Genomic DNA, 15,464 nt, shown 5'->3' with positions numbered 1-15,464 from the left:
GGTTTAATACGTTTTTAAAGATTCTTTTCGTTTGGCTAGTTGACGTTGTAGCTCGTCCACACATTCTGTAACAGCACTTCTAAAATTATCGTGTGCTGCTTCTGCAAATAGTCTTGGACCAGGTGCACTTAATCTGATGCTAGCTACCATGTTTGCTGTTGCAGTATTTTCTGTTTTAAAAAACACGTCTGCTCGTATTACAAAATCGTTGCGTTCAAATAGTTTGTTTAGTCGGTCTGTGGTGTAAGCCTCTAGACTATCGCTAGCGGTAACATCGTGGTATTCAAATATAATTTTACTCATAGAATGTATTTTTATACAAGATACTAATAGCATCAAGTAAATCCATGGACGTTAATAATATATTAGCATAAATAAATCTTAAAATTTAAGGTTAGGAATGTATTTTTCGATAATGAAGCAAAACTTCAATACATCCATACTATATTACAGTTGGGTGAATTACAATTTTTAGATCGTGTTCTCCTAAATATATTTGATCTATAAATAGAAAGACCGTAAAAATTAGTATTTTAAGATATCATGACACAAACCAAACCAAAACCCTCAAAAGGCAAACAGATTTTCAGAATTCTATTATTTGTTGGGACGTTTGTGTCCTTATGGTTTGTCCCATGGATTTTAGTAAAAGCGTGGATTTTACCCTTACCAGATACAGTACAAGAGCAAGTCGACCAAACGTTAAGCTATGGTTTTGATGGTGTTATTGTTTATGTGGACGAAGCCGGAAAACCACCAGCAACTTATACAGCAGGTTACCATAATACAACACAAAAAATACCAGCTAAACCCAATGCGTTATTTAAAATAGCCAGTATTAGTAAGCTGTATGTTGCGGTTGCTGTTACTAGATTAGCCCATCAAAAACGTATAGACTTAGATAAAACGGTTGCTGATTATTTTCCAGAACTGGTGGGACGAATAGAATTTGCAGAAGACATTACCATACGCATGCTGGTACAACACCGAAGTGGCATCCCAAACTTTACGGATAGTCCAGAGTTTTGGAGCAACCAACCCAATACTAATATAGACGTGCTTCAATACGTGCTAGATAAACCAGCCAACTTTAAGCCTAATACAGATTATGGCTATTCCAACACCAATTATTTATTATTGTCAAGACTTATTGAGCACGTGACAGGACGTCCACGATTTAACTATTTTAAAACCGAAATTTTAAATCCATTGGGACTAAAAAATACTTACGCATCAATGGATGACGTTAATTTAGACGATGTCATGAGTGGCTATTATGTTGGTGTAGATAAGGACTTTAAAACCCAAAATGAAGGCATGATGCTAGCAACTGCAGCAGATGTTGGTAGTTTTTTAAGAGCTTTAATTGATGGTACACTACTTAATAAAGCCGAAATGAAATTGTACAGCTCACTGTACCAGTTTAATCATGGTGGATTGGCAGCAGGTTACCAATGTCTAGCAGAATACCATAAAGATATTGATGCAGTGGTTGTACAATTTATGAATACCACTGATTTTGAAGGCTACCAATGGAATTTGTTAGAGATTACACATAGTCGTGTGGTGAAGATTTTGCGTAAGACTAAGAAGCGTTGAAATATATTTTCAATACTTTCTTTACGATGTTCATGAAACCGCTTGCGGTTTACGAGTACCTATTTATCAAATAGGAAAAGAGCGAGTAAATACGTTTTTTACTTAGTGACGATAGGAGAGTAGTGGAATTTGTGTGTAATGGAAAATCTAAACAAAATATTCAATAGTAAGAACAAATGTTCTTATATTCGGACAATATTTAAATTTGAAGTTTAGAAAGTCAGAAAGATATTTCTTATTTTTAAATTTATAGTTTTAAAAAAATAAAAAATGACTCAATTAGGTTTGTATTTGTCAAGGAAATCATTAAATCGTTCTGATGTTGCTAAAAAACTGGACTATGTATAATTAAGTTAAGTGAGTTATCAAATTATAAAAGCAAAGTTGAAAGTCGATGAGCTTTATCTTATTGCTTTAGCATTAGACTTAGACCCTAATGAAGTAATAAAAGAAATATGTAAAGATTTAAAGCATGTAAAACTTTAAAAGTAAATGAGCACATTAATTAAAAATGAAATACCAGTTGAATTAAATATTAATAAAGATATAATTAGTTCCACACTTGGTTGTGATATTTTTAGTGGAGCAGGAGGTATGAGCCTTGGTGCTGAAATGGCTGGTATTAATATTTCCTTTGCTGTTGAAAATGATAAGTATGCAGCAGATACTTTTAATAATAACCATAAGTCATCTAGAGTAATTGTAGAGGATATTAGAAAAGTTAACCCAACTAAACTAATTTCTAAAAACCCATTTGTTTTGTTTGGCGGACCACCTTGTCAAGGATTTTCTTTATCAAATACAGTTACGAGAAATGCACGTAATGAAAAAAATAGCTTATTTGAAGAATTCTTAAGGTTTATTGAAGAGTTAGAACCTGAATGGTGTGTTTTTGAAAATGTAGAAGGTTTTAGAAGTTTCCAAAAAGGGAAAGTTGTAAAAGTGCTAAAAAAACGACTTGAAAATCTGGGATATACTGTAAATTTTGATGTATTAACTGCCTCAGATTATGGAGTTCCTCAAGATAGGAAACGATTTTTTATGGTTGGAAATAAAAATGGAATAAAGTTTAGATTTCCAGAAGCATCAATTAATAAATATACTGTCGCAGATGCCATTTTGGATTTACCAATTTTGCAAAATGGAGATTTTATAGATTCGCTACCTTATTCTGGATTAGCAAATAATGAATTTGCTGATAAAATGAGAGAAAATTCAGATTTCTCTTTTCAAAATTATGTATCTAGAAATAGAGATTATGTTTTAGAAAGATATAAGTATATTAAACAAGGTCAAAATTGGAAAGCAATTCCTGATAATTTAATGAAAAACTATTCTGATAAAAATAATTGTCATTCAGGTATTTATAAACGACTAGACTCTAAAAAACCATCAGTAGTGATTTCTAATTATAGAAAAAATATGCTAATACATCCTTTTGAGAATAGAGGTTTATCAGTTAGAGAAGCAGCAAGGTTACAAAGCTTTCCTGATAATTTTATTTTTGAAGGAACCTTGATGTATATGCAACAGCAAATCGGGAATGCTGTTCCTCCGTTGCTAGCAAAAGCATTATTTGAACAAATTAATGAAATGAGTTAATGTCATTAAAAAAGGAAAATTCAATCAAATTTAACTTTGATGTTAGTGCTTATCGACTAATAGGAAGAGAACTCATAACTGACAGAATAACTGCATTGTTTGAACTAGTCAAAAATGCGTATGATGCAAATGCTGAAAATGTTATTGTAGAATTTATTGATATCAATCCCTTAACTCCAAATTCAAAGATAATTATTAAGGATGACGGTATAGGAATGCAATTTTCCGATATTAAAAACAAATGGATGGTTATCGGAACTAGTAGTAAAAGACGAGAGCGATTATCTCCAGCACCACACAAAAGAAAAGTTGCAGGAAAAAAAGGTATAGGTAGATTTGCTGTTGATAAACTTGGAGATAAATTAGTCCTTAGAACACAAAAAAAGAATAGTGCCGAACTTTTATGTCTTGAGACTGATTGGTCTTATTATTCCAAACTAGAGGATTCTCAATTAAAATTAAATTTTGAAGATGAAAAACCTTTTTTTACTGATGTTGAAAATAAATATTGGTATGATAAAGGAGATAAAGAAGTCCAAGGAACAACATTAGAAATTTCTCAAGTAAATGAAATTTGGACTGAAAATGACATTAACAGAGCATTTAAAGAACTTTCTAAATTAGTTCCTCCAAATCCAAGTAAAACAAATGCATATCCCTTTAATATTACTATAAAGTCCCCATATAAGGATTTTAATAATGTTAAAGTAAAAACACAATTAATTGATTTTGCTACAAAAAAGGTTGAATTAACATTTGATAAAAAGGAAGGAGTTCAAGAAATTTTACAATATAAGAAGGGAAGCCTTAATAAAATAAAAGTTCCCGAAAGACCTTGTGGCTTTTTGAAACTTACACTTTACTATTTTGACCAAGCTGCAAAAAGTAAATATAAAAAATACTTCAATTCCGACATTGATGGCATTAAAATATATAGGGACGGTATTATTACCACACCTTTTGCTGAATATGTTGCTGACCAAAACAAACAAAAGGATATACTTGGTATTGATAAAAGAAGGTGGTCTGGTTTCTTTGATAGATTTGGCACTAGAGATTTGCTTGGTTACGTAGAAATAACAGATGAAAATAATCCTCAGATAATAGAATCAACTAATAGACAAGGGTTTGTTGATAATGAAGCTTGGGAAGAATTAAGAAAGTTTATCATTGAGCAAATTGTTCAGTTGGAATCTTATTTTAAGAATGTAAAAAAAGTTGAAAGAGAAAACACCAAGTCAAGTTTAGGTGTTGCAAATCAAGACCTCAAAACACTAAAAAAAGAAATAGCATCAGTCAAAAAAGAAGCTTCTCCAAAAGTACAAGCCAAACTTAGAAGTATAGAAGCAAATCTTGGTAAGATTCAAGGTAGTGTAACAAAAAGTATTAAAGATTACTCAAAATTAGAAAAAGAAAGTAAACAACAGGAAAACTTATTTATGAGTTTGGTTTCATTACAAACCTACGCAGCAATGTTTTCACATATGACTAAGCATACATTAGGTCATATACTGACTGGAGCTGAATATTTTTATAACAATTATCCTAATCCAAATTTAGAGGATAGATTTATTAGTATTTCAAAAAGCATTTATAAAGAAATGCTGAAATTAAGAAAGGGTGTCGATTTTATGCTAAAATATGCTAAATCGGATACTGAACTAGAAGAAATTAACCTAAAAGAATTAATAGTTAATCTGTTTGATAATATTTATGTTGATAGGCTTAATGAAGAAGGTATTAAAACAATTGTAGAAATTAAGGATAATCTAATTCTTAATTACAATAGAAAAGCAATAGAAGATATTTTTGATAACTTGATTTCTAACTCAATTAAAGCTTTAAAAAATAATAATGAAAAAATAATAAAATGTAGCAGTTTAACATCTAGCGACAAAGTGACCATACTTTTTTCAGATAATGGAATAGGAATTAAGGAGAAAGATAAACATAGAATTTTTGATATTTTTTATACTGACACAGCTGAGGAAGGTGGTGCAGGAATGGGACTGTATATGGTTAAAACTAGAGTGGAAGCTATGCAGGGAAATATTGAAGTAATAGAGAATGAGTTTCGTCCAACAGGTGCAACATTTAAAATCACATTACCATTTAAAAAATAATTCTTAATGGAAGTAACCTTTGTAATAATAGATGATAATAAAGAGATTGAAGAGCATCCCTTATTATTTACATTAGAAGATAAATTTAAAAATGTTAAGTTTTATTCTAACCCACAAGAGGGACTCGATTATATCAAAAATAATCTAGAAATAAATTTGATTGTATTATTAGATATTGAGTTTTCTAAAGATGATAATATGGATGGTCACGACCTATTAAGAGAGATTCATAACAGCTCGACTTTGATTCCTGTTATCCTTTGGAGCGGTATAAATCAAACTAATGAAGAATTTAGCGATTTTATTAATAATAGAGCTTTTGGTTTCTTAAGTAAAGATTGTTCTTTAGAAGAAGCTATGCAAATAGTTGATAAAGCATATAATAACTTAAAAAATAGTCTCGATAATATAATTGAAGATTGGATAATTAGTAATGAATCCGATAAAGACAAACCTATTTACTTCACATCATCTGGAGAATCATATACATTAAACGAAATATTAAAAGAAATCAGACTTCAAACACCAATTGGTAAAGAATTTTCAAGTAAGCTAAATTCACTAACTATCGACTTATTATTGCGTAAAAAAGAGAATTTATAATGGTTGATATAATTGGTCTTTTTGATAATCAAGACGAAGCTTTGGGATTATTTTTTAACATGTGCTATGAGGATTTGAACATATTTTTAAATGATTCATCATTAAATATTTCATATTATGGCAGCTCTAAAATAAATGAAGTTGCAGTTGCTATTATTACAGAACCTTTAGAAAAATTTATTTTATTAGCATATTCACACGGAGGAGAAAATGAGTTAGTGAAAAATGGAAACATTCCATACATATCAACAAAAATTAATATAGATAAATTTAAAAACACACTTTTTTACACTTGTTCTTGTCTCACTGGAAAAGTTCTCGGAGATGAACTAATAAATAATGGAGTTTTAAGCTATATAGGTTACAAAGATAAATTTGAAGTTTGGGGTTTTAATATGAGTCCTTACATTGAATGTGCTAATTATGGTATGAAACTATTTTTTACAAATACGTCAACTGATGATATAATACCAATGATGAAATCAAAATATAATGAGCATATTGATAACTATGAGAATGACATATTTGGAGCTGCTATGTTAGTTGCAAATAGAAATGGATTAGTTCAAAAAGGGAGTAATATATCTATAGCAGATTTAAGTTAATTATGTAAGAAACCTTTTTATATTATTCTAATAAAACCATAATTTGCTTATATGTCGGAACAACAATTTTCAACAGATTAGAATAAGTGTTTAAAATTTTTAATCCACGAGAATCGCGTATTTATAAAATCTTGCACAATTGTACAGAATATTCAATTTATATAAAAACAAAACGATACTGTTTAAAAATCCAAGCCCTAAAGTAGATTGTTAGTACTAAATTCTTTGAGATATTTTATATAGTATAGAATTATAGCTACACATCTAAATTATTCTAACGAAGCCACAAATTGGCTTTTACATAATGGCTAACGATATAAAACACTAGCGTGTTATTATATCTGCAATTATGTAAAATGCAAGCATCCGCCAATTTGTTATATAAATGTACTATAATTTATATTATGTAAAATAGAAAATTCATTATACTTCCTACTTTCAAGTTGTATTAAAAACACAGATACTTAATCTGTATTTTTAATAGTATGTAAAATAGAATTTATTGAATAACCTCTCACTTTCAATTTGTGCTATATCAATTGATATTTAATCAATTCATTTTAATAGTAAGTATTTATCATAAATAAATTATAGAGACCTTAATTTTTATAATTACTTTTAAATCCCAAATATGCGTGTTACATGAAATTACTATTACAATTAATTGGTTTTGTCTTTATATCCTTTTCTAGTATGGCTCAAGAGTTTGATACAGAGCTCTATTTTGAAAATGGTGCTATTAAAACAACCAAACAACAGTTAGATAAAAAACAAACAGAACAAATACATTATTTTCCTGATGGTGCCATACGTAGTAAAGGCATTATAAAAAATGATATTTATACCTCATTTGAAGCATTTGATGAGGACGGAACGGTTTTAGCAACAATACAGATGACTAATACGCTAGATGAAGAATTATATAGTATTAAAAAGTTTCATACCAATGGTAAGCCTTTACAACATCTAACATACATAAAAGATACTAACTTAGTACATACCTACTTACCTACTGGTGTTTGGACCAGCTACAATAGTAACGGACAGCTTATAGAAGAGGTTACTTATAATCCTAAATTAAAACAAGTAGACTGTTTTAGCACTGGGACGTCTTATTATAATACTGGCCAAAAAAAAGTAACCTTATCCTTTAACTATAAAACAAGGCGTTTGACCTTTGAACAGTTTTATCCAAATGGTAAAACCTATTTAAAGGCTATTTTTGATTATTACATCCTTTTAGGAAACTATGATGATTATGTAGAAAAATCTAAATTACTTAATCTATTACGATCTCCTAGTTTGATTAATAATTACTTTTATAAAAAAGAAAATGCTATTACCTTTTTTAAATATTCTTACCCTAATGGTCAAACCGCTTTTTTTAAAAAAGAGGATCTTGAAAAACGTTATACATTAGATGGCACTATATTAAATTCCAAAGATGGTTATTATAGTCCTAATTTAGAGGGTTTTACTAAATGTACATCTACTAGTAAACAAAAGGCTTGCCAAGCATTTTATGCAGAGACAAGTCAAGACCGTTTAAACTATATTCCTAAACAAGGACGTTATATTGTAATGGCAGATCAACTTACAAAATTTACCAGAGTTTATGATTTTTCTGAAACACAAAATGGGACAATTACCCATTATGGTTTTAATAAAACGCCTTTACAAGTGATGACCTATCAATCTGGTCAACTACATGGTTTATATAAGGATATACATGAAATTTCTGGAGAAGTAACCTTAGAAGGACAGTATGCTAACGGAAATAAAGATGGAGAATTTAAAACCTACTCTACTTTTGGAGAACTTGAATTTAAAGAAAATTATACCGATGGTTTAAAAGATGGATTGTACCAATATAATGGAACAGTTGGCGATTATTGGACAACTACTTTTACGTCTGATATTAAAAATGGTGAGGCCACTTTAAGGTCAACGTTTACAGATGAAATATTACTGCTTGGAGCCTGTAAAAATGATTTGAAAGATGGTCGATGGAAAAAATATAGTTTAGATTTTGAACGATACTATCCAAATAGTGTTTTAGACTATGGTATTGATTTTGATTTTTTTGAAAATGGCAAGCTAATTAATGAACTATCTTATTATTAAAAGCGTATAGCTATTCTTCTAATCTAGTATTTAGCTGCTGTAAAATTGTTTTAGCAGACGTTTGATAATATTGTAAGAAAGTCATCCAATTATTAATAGTAAAGGTCTGATGTAAGGCTAATCTATTTTTGTAATCCTTACTTAAATAATACGCATTAATCTCTGATGTTATATTTTCGGTAAGCAAATCACTTAGCCAAGACTTATTATTTTTAAAATAGAATAAGTTGTCGTCTATATCTTTATTAATTCGTTCTTGCGATTGCGACAACAAGTTATCAAATACTTGATGTGTTCCAATAATTTGCAATACTAAACTATCCGTTTCTCTAGTATTGTTATCTGTGTAATCTAAAAGTAATTTATAGCCTCTTTTTTGTAATTGAAACGGATTATGTGTCGTTATAAGCCCATAACCCATTGGATTTTTATTGTAGTCTTCAACAGTTACAGTGTCATTTAAAAATAATGTATATAACTCTTTTTTTGTATTTAAAAGCTTTAGGTTTTGATTGACAATTGTAGAATCTGTAATAATATCTTGTCTGTAGGTACTTAAAATATTATTTAATTGGTTGTCTGCTTTTCTATTTTCGTTAGCATTATTGATAGTAACAGCAATAAGAATTCCGACAACTACTAAAATAATTTCGCCAATAGCATATAAAATATACTTCTTTACTCCTTTCATTTTAATAAGGTTAAATCTTGTTGTATTAAACGCTTTCATAAGGTTAAAGTACAAAAAATAAGATACTTGATTTAACCAACCTGTTGTACAGTATTAATATCTATAATCTCAGCTAACTGAGTTTTACTAATCGGTTTATTAATAATGCTTTCCATACCTAAATCAAAACAGCGTTGTTTGACTTCGCTAATTTCTAATGCAGTTAATGCGACAATTTTAGTACTTGGTTTTAGTATTTTAATCTTTTCGGACGCTTCAAAACCATTCATTTGTGGCATATTTAAATCCATAAGGATTAAGTCAAAATTATCGTTTTGGCAAGCTTTGACTGCTTCTAGTCCGTTTTCGGCTATTTTACAATCATGACCAATAGATAAAATAAGCTTTTGGGTTACCATTTGGTTAATTTTATTATCCTCTACTACTAGTACTTTTAACGGTTTAAAGCTTTGTTGTAGTGCAACATCATCTGCTTGCTGTTTTGAGACTTCAACAGTAACTCTAAAACTAATAACGGTTCCTTGATGTTCTTGACTACTTAAATAGATTTTACTATCCATTTTTTCTAGTAAATACTTGGCTATAGGTAAGCCCAATCCTGCTCCATAAGACGTATTTTCGTCTTGTACAGCTTGCTTAAAGTTTTCGAAAATCAAGTCCTGTTTTTCTAACGGAATCCCAATACCTGTATCAGAAATTTTAAATATTAAGGTTTCACTAGTTAAATCCACTTGATCTTTAGAGATCTCAACTTGTATATGTCCATTATTAGTAAATTTAATAGAATTACTAATAATATTAATCAATACTTCCGATAGCCTGAAGCCATCAATATAATATTGTTTGTTCAAGCTTTTTGGGATAGTCAACTCTAAAGTATTATGCTTTTCTTCCGCTTGAAATTGTAGCGAATCCACAATATTATTTACTAATTTATATAAATTAACATTGGTTTTTTGAAGGACAATTTTCTCTGATTCGATATCACTTATTCTTAAAATATTATTGACTAAATTTTTAAGGTGATCTCCAGAAAATTGTAACGATCGTAGTAACTTCGAGTGTTTTTTATTAACTGCCTCATCCTCCATTAACATTGAGGTGATGCCAATAACACCATACAAAGGTGTTCTTAACTCGTGACTAATATTGGTCAGTAATTCTGATTTTAATTGGGTTAGTTTTTCGGCATTGTCTTTGGCTTCTTTTAGAGCAAGGTTTTTGGCTTGAAGCTCTCGTTTCTTTTTATTGCTTTTAAATCTGTAAAAGAAGAAAAACAGAATGATTAGTCCAGTTAATATAGATAAGCCTGTTAGTAAGCTGGTTTTATATTTAGATTTGGACAGTTGGGCTTCGTATTTGGAAACCACCAGTTCCTGCTCATATTCTTTTAACTTAAACTGCGCACTAATTTCTTTGATTTGCTTTTTGGTCTCCGCTTCAATATAGATGTACTTGTTGTCTTCGATATAACGCAGTTGTTCGATGACTTTTTCAAGTTCGTCTCTAGCTTCATAAATTTCACTTTTAGAACGACTAATGTCAATAATATCAGTAAAAAATCGGTCTTTTTTTGCAATGACTAAAGCTTTGTCATAATACTCTAAAGCGGTATCTAACTGGTTGGTTTGCTTATAATAGTCGGCATAATTTATATACAACGTTAAGGTATACACAGAAGGTACCTCTTCGATGTCTTTGTAGTGCTCCTCTCCTAGTTTTAAATACTCTAATGCTTTGGCGCTTTTGTTATATTCTGTGTACATGGATGCCATATTCATAGCGTTAACAAAAACACCAGACGGACTATCCATTAGTTTAACATAGCTTGCAGCTTCTTCAAAATATTGGATGGCTTTATCTATATTATTGTAGTACGACGATTGCACATTACCCAAACCATTTAATGCTGCAACAACAGAATGTGTATTATTTGATGCTTGGGCTAACTCTAAGGTTTGTTTGAAGTATTTTTCAGAATTCATGTAATCCTCTGCAATCTGGTAACTATTTCCTAAGCAGGCATACGCATCACTTTTTAGACTTTTATCTTCGATATTATAGGATAAGTCTACAGCTTGAGTGGCAAAATATAATGCGGATTCAAAATTATTGGCATGAATATCTTTACTGGCAAGATCAATTAGCATTTGGATGCTATCCTTGACAACACGTTGTTCTTCAATATTTTTTTGACAAAACACTGAGGTACAACAAAGCGAAAAATAAATGAAGAGTGCGACTGTCTTCACAACATTAGTTTTAGGTTACGTAGTTCAAGGAATTTTAAAAGTACATAATTAATAGATACTATAAAAGTATCGTCGCTAATACTTTATAAAAAAAATGCATCATTGATTAGAAGACATACAATTTTTGCACGCTGAATGTCAGTTGTTTATGATTAATTTTGCAACTGCTTCTCCACTACTCATGGCAGCATTTAATGATCCATTTAGTAGCGTATCACCTGCTAAATAAATAGAATCTGAATATGTGTATTGTGAATTTTTATTTGAATGACTAACCTGTTTCAAGTCTGGTAACGCTTGTTTTATTTGATAACGTTTAATACATCGTTTTGTTGAAATATTGCAATGGGTTTTTAATTCGCTTTTTACTGTATTAATTAATTCGGTTTCGTTAAGTGTGTGAGATTTAACAACAGTTACCGATAATAGATGTGACGTATTAGTAGTGTTAGTGGCAATACTTGTTGTAAAAAATATATTATTGATAAGTGCATTGTCATCTGCAATTAGTCCAATAATTGGTTTTTTTAAAGTGTTTTTATCAACCTCAAAATAAATCGTGTCACAAGATTTCCAACTTATATTTTTATCTTCTTTCAATAATTTTGAAGCTTCAGTAGCTATAATGGTCAAATCTGTATTAATAACTGAATCATCATCCAAAATAATACGTTTGTCTTCTACACGTTTTACTTTGGTATTGTATAAAATGTTAGTGTTTTTTAATTGTGATAATAACTGATAAGGAATTGCTTCAATACCAGATTTAGGGATGACTGCTAATCCTTCGCCAAACATCTTATATACAAATTGAAACATGACGCTTGAGGTACGTAGCTCTGTCTCAAGGAAAATTCCACTAAAAAACGGTTTAAAAAAGTTTTTAATGATTCGGTCAGAAAATCCCTTGTGCTTTAAATACTGAAGGGTTGTGATTTGTTCAGCTTCAAAAATCTCATCAATAGATTTGTTTTTAAGCTCAATATTAAGCTTTAGAATGGCTAATTTGTCTTTTATAGAACCAACCTTAGCTAATAGTGTTGGGATAAGAAGAGACATATCTCTTAATGGATCACCAATTGTAGTTTGTGTTCCGTTTTTAAAAATAACAGCTCCTGGCTTTATTTTTTGCAGATTTAAATGTTTATAGTTTAGATACTTTTTAGCTTTAGGATACGCTTCAAGTAACACCTGAAAACCATGATCTAGTTGATAACCTTCGATACGATCTGTTTTAACTCGACCACCTACTCTATCTGTAGATTCAATAATAGTAGGACTAACACCTGCTTTTTCTAGTTCTAAAGCAGCTATTAGTCCACTTATTCCAGCACCAATAATGGTGATTTTTTTGTTGGTTATCATTATGTTTTAAAGTTCTAAAAAAGGCTTTGTATTACACTAGTCTTCCTTTTAAACGCACTTCAATTTTCTTTTTCTTTGCAGTTAAACGCTTCATTATATCCATTAATGAATGGTCTTTATTTTGCTTGTAGATTTCGTTTATTGCTAAAATTAGACGTTTAGCTTCTCTTGAAGCTACTACTCTGTCACTTGTTGACATATGACTCATTTTAGCTTTTTCAAATTCTAATGCTTCATTAATTAAAAGTTCCATAATATTTTTGTTTAATTTTATATAAATATAGTTAAACAAAATAATGTAATTAATTATTGGTTCAATAATTAATAAAATTTTAAGAAAACAGTATACTTTTACAAGATAATTATAAAAAAAAGCTACTTAAAAAGTAGCTTTAATACTGGGTTAGCATTTCGGGTTAGTTATATAATTATTGTATAATCTCGCCATTTGCCCTAAACATAACGTCCATATTTTTTCCTTTTTGTTTAAACTCGACGTCGTAAAAGGTTCCTTTAGTGGCACTATCGACAAGCTCAACTTCTGTGATGTCTTCACTTCCGTATTGCTCTTTAATCACTTGTTTTATAGCTTTTGGCAAATCGTCTTTATCAATATTGGTTTCAGTTTCTATCCATTGACCATTTGGACTAAAATCGGCTCTGTATTTTACTCCTTTTTTCTTAAAATGAGCTTCATAATTGCCATTTGAGTCTGTTTCCCAATCTGGATCATTTTCGCCTGGATATTTAGATTCAAAATTACTTTGCACCTCTTTAGGAACTTGACTTTTAACGGTATTTTGACAGCTAAATACTATCAGTGCGATTAGGATAAATTGGAATGTTCTCATATTATTTTTTTAGTGGATTAATTGCTGTTATTTGTATTTCGCTGTACATATTGTCATCTTTTAAATCTTTTAACTGAAGATTAAAAGCTTCACCAACATGATTGTTTTGTTGTAAATTATCTAGGATATTGCTAGCTTCTAGTGCTTCAATAATAACAACATTATCATTAGTATCTGTGAAGTAAAATATATTTCCTTCATAACCATCAAATACAACGTTTTTAGTTACTGTTGTACTAATATTAGTTTTATTAAGTCCTTCTTTTGATATTGCTAGCGTAGTCACTAAGACAAATAGTAAGCTGAATATAATGTGTGTTACTTTCATAATTTATAGTTTTTACGGTTAGTAAATGGTTACTACAAAGATGTGATTACTTTACGTGAATTACATTATACAATTTTAGCAGATCATTATAAGATTTACAGATTGATGCAAAATACGCTTTAATTGGAGTGTAAAGCTTATTATGTCACAAGCAAAAAAGACTGTCTATTAGGACAGTCTTTTAGTATTAATATGATGTTATATCTTAGTAATCCGTATATCCTTCTTTTCCAGGTGTGTAGAATAAATCTTGTTTAGGATTGGTTAAGTTTTTATTATTCTTAAATTTTTCAACTAAATTAGGGTTAGAAATATAAGGTCTTCCAACATACACCAAGTCCATTCCAGAATCTATTACCTTTTGAGCATCTGTTTCGCTATCGACATCTCCACCAGAGATAACTGTTCCGATAAAGGCTCCTTTTATTGTCGCTTTTATATCTGTTTTAAAATCTGGTGCACCCATACTTCCTGTGTGGTCTACGATGTGGATGTAAGCTATGCCTAATGCTCTTAATTGTAGCGCTAAATAATTGTAGAGTTCTACTAAGTCGTCGTAATCATGTTGTAAATCGTTCATAGCTCCATAAGGTGATACTCTAATACCAACCTTTTCTGCACCAATAGCGTTTACTACTTGTTCTGCAGTTTCTAACACAAATCGTGCTCTGTTCTCAAAATTCCCACCATAATCATCGTCTCTTACATTAGATTTTGGATTTAAAAACTGATCTAATAAATAGCCATTTGCTGCATGAAGCTCTACACCATCAATACCAGCGTCTATTAGTTTTTTTGCACTATTTACGTACTCATTTTGCGTAATTTGTATATCTTTTAATGTCATGGCTCTAGGTGTATCGTGAGGAACACTTCCTTTAGAGTCTGTATGCATTTCTCCATCTGCTTTAACAGCACTTGGCGCAATCACTTCTCCGCCTTCTGGAATATTTTCTGATGCTGAAATACGTCCACAATGCATTAATTGCACAAAGATTTTTCCATTATTATTATGGACACCTTCTGCAACGGATTTCCAGCCTTCAATTTGTGCTGGACTAAATGCACCAGGTATTCTTGGATATCCCAATCCATTTACGGATGGTGAAGTTCCTTCAGTAATAATTAATCCTGCTCCTGCTCTTTGAGTGTAGTACTCACGCATTAAATCGTTAGGTATATTATCTATTGCACGAGAGCGAGTCATTGGTGCCATGACGATTCTATTTTTTAGAGTGATATTTTTTAATTTGTAAGGTTCGTATAATGTCATAATGTATTGTTTTAGATTAAAGATAGTTACCATGGAAGATATTATCAA

General features: G+C 30.3%; 14 protein-coding genes. 6 read left to right on the top strand and 8 right to left on the bottom strand.

Annotation, left to right across the window (positions count from 1 at the left end):
• Positions 1 to 3: 3 nt before the first annotated feature.
• Positions 4 to 303, bottom strand: coding sequence for a ribosome-associated translation inhibitor RaiA (gene raiA, locus Ollyesu_RS12155; protein ID WP_279301493.1), 300 nt, complete (start codon positions 301 to 303; stop codon positions 4 to 6).
• A 240-nt stretch (positions 304 to 543) separates the two neighbouring features.
• Between raiA and Ollyesu_RS12150 the strand changes: the two genes are divergently transcribed.
• The 6 genes from Ollyesu_RS12150 (at position 544) to Ollyesu_RS12125 (ending at position 8,656) form a co-directional block, all read left to right on the top strand.
• Complete coding sequence (locus Ollyesu_RS12150) at positions 544 to 1,599, top strand: serine hydrolase (RefSeq protein ID WP_279301492.1); 1,056 nt, start codon at positions 544 to 546, stop codon at positions 1,597 to 1,599.
• A gap of 492 nt (positions 1,600 to 2,091) precedes the next feature.
• Positions 2,092 to 3,201 carry a DNA cytosine methyltransferase gene (locus Ollyesu_RS12145; protein WP_279301491.1) on the top strand — a complete coding sequence of 370 codons (1,110 nt, stop codon included), beginning with the start codon at positions 2,092 to 2,094 and terminating at the stop codon, positions 3,199 to 3,201.
• A complete protein-coding gene (locus Ollyesu_RS12140) occupies positions 3,201 to 5,324 on the top strand; it encodes a sensor histidine kinase (RefSeq protein ID WP_279301490.1) in 2,124 nt (707 codons plus the stop codon). Before Ollyesu_RS12145 ends, Ollyesu_RS12140 begins: the two co-directional genes overlap by 1 nt.
• Positions 5,325 to 5,330: 6 nt before the next feature.
• Positions 5,331 to 5,927 (top strand): response regulator, encoded by a 597-nt coding sequence (locus tag Ollyesu_RS12135; protein ID WP_279301489.1) that lies wholly within the window; start codon positions 5,331 to 5,333, stop codon positions 5,925 to 5,927.
• Positions 5,927 to 6,532 (top strand): hypothetical protein, encoded by a 606-nt coding sequence (locus Ollyesu_RS12130; RefSeq protein ID WP_279301488.1) that lies wholly within the window; start codon positions 5,927 to 5,929, stop codon positions 6,530 to 6,532. Before Ollyesu_RS12135 ends, Ollyesu_RS12130 begins: the two co-directional genes overlap by 1 nt.
• A gap of 642 nt (positions 6,533 to 7,174) precedes the next feature.
• Positions 7,175 to 8,656 (top strand): hypothetical protein, encoded by a 1,482-nt coding sequence (locus Ollyesu_RS12125; RefSeq protein WP_279301487.1) that lies wholly within the window; start codon positions 7,175 to 7,177, stop codon positions 8,654 to 8,656.
• Positions 8,657 to 8,666: 10 nt separating this feature from the next.
• On the opposite strand, the gene Ollyesu_RS12120 is transcribed toward Ollyesu_RS12125, so the two are convergent.
• The 7 genes from Ollyesu_RS12120 to Ollyesu_RS12090 all read right to left on the bottom strand — a co-directional run bounded on the left by Ollyesu_RS12120 (position 8,667) and on the right by Ollyesu_RS12090 (position 15,416).
• The gene (locus Ollyesu_RS12120; protein ID WP_279301486.1) at positions 8,667 to 9,347 is read right to left on the bottom strand and encodes a DUF6090 family protein; all 681 of its coding nucleotides are present in this window, start codon (positions 9,345 to 9,347) and stop codon (positions 8,667 to 8,669) included.
• A gap of 71 nt (positions 9,348 to 9,418) precedes the next feature.
• Positions 9,419 to 11,599 (bottom strand): response regulator, encoded by a 2,181-nt coding sequence (locus Ollyesu_RS12115; RefSeq protein ID WP_279301485.1) that lies wholly within the window; start codon positions 11,597 to 11,599, stop codon positions 9,419 to 9,421.
• Positions 11,600 to 11,737: 138 nt separating this feature from the next.
• Positions 11,738 to 12,964 carry an NAD(P)/FAD-dependent oxidoreductase gene (locus tag Ollyesu_RS12110; RefSeq protein ID WP_279301484.1) on the bottom strand — a complete coding sequence of 409 codons (1,227 nt, stop codon included), beginning with the start codon at positions 12,962 to 12,964 and terminating at the stop codon, positions 11,738 to 11,740.
• A gap of 31 nt (positions 12,965 to 12,995) precedes the next feature.
• A complete protein-coding gene (locus Ollyesu_RS12105) occupies positions 12,996 to 13,217 on the bottom strand; it encodes a hypothetical protein (RefSeq protein WP_279301483.1) in 222 nt (73 codons plus the stop codon).
• Positions 13,218 to 13,392: 175 nt separating this feature from the next.
• On the bottom strand, positions 13,393 to 13,815 hold the full coding sequence (locus tag Ollyesu_RS12100; protein ID WP_279301482.1) for a PepSY-like domain-containing protein: 423 nt from the start codon (positions 13,813 to 13,815) through the stop codon (positions 13,393 to 13,395).
• Position 13,816: 1 nt separating this feature from the next.
• The gene (locus Ollyesu_RS12095) at positions 13,817 to 14,143 is read right to left on the bottom strand and encodes a hypothetical protein (RefSeq protein WP_279301481.1); all 327 of its coding nucleotides are present in this window, start codon (positions 14,141 to 14,143) and stop codon (positions 13,817 to 13,819) included.
• A gap of 205 nt (positions 14,144 to 14,348) precedes the next feature.
• Positions 14,349 to 15,416, bottom strand: coding sequence for an alkene reductase (locus Ollyesu_RS12090; protein ID WP_279301480.1), 1,068 nt, complete (start codon positions 15,414 to 15,416; stop codon positions 14,349 to 14,351).
• Positions 15,417 to 15,464: the final 48 nt, after the last annotated feature.

This window comes from Olleya sp. YS, assembly GCF_029760915.1.
Classification (GTDB): Bacteria; Bacteroidota; Bacteroidia; order Flavobacteriales; family Flavobacteriaceae; genus Olleya.
Note: the sequence above shows the minus strand (reverse complement) of the source record. Positions and strands in the feature narration are given on the sequence as shown.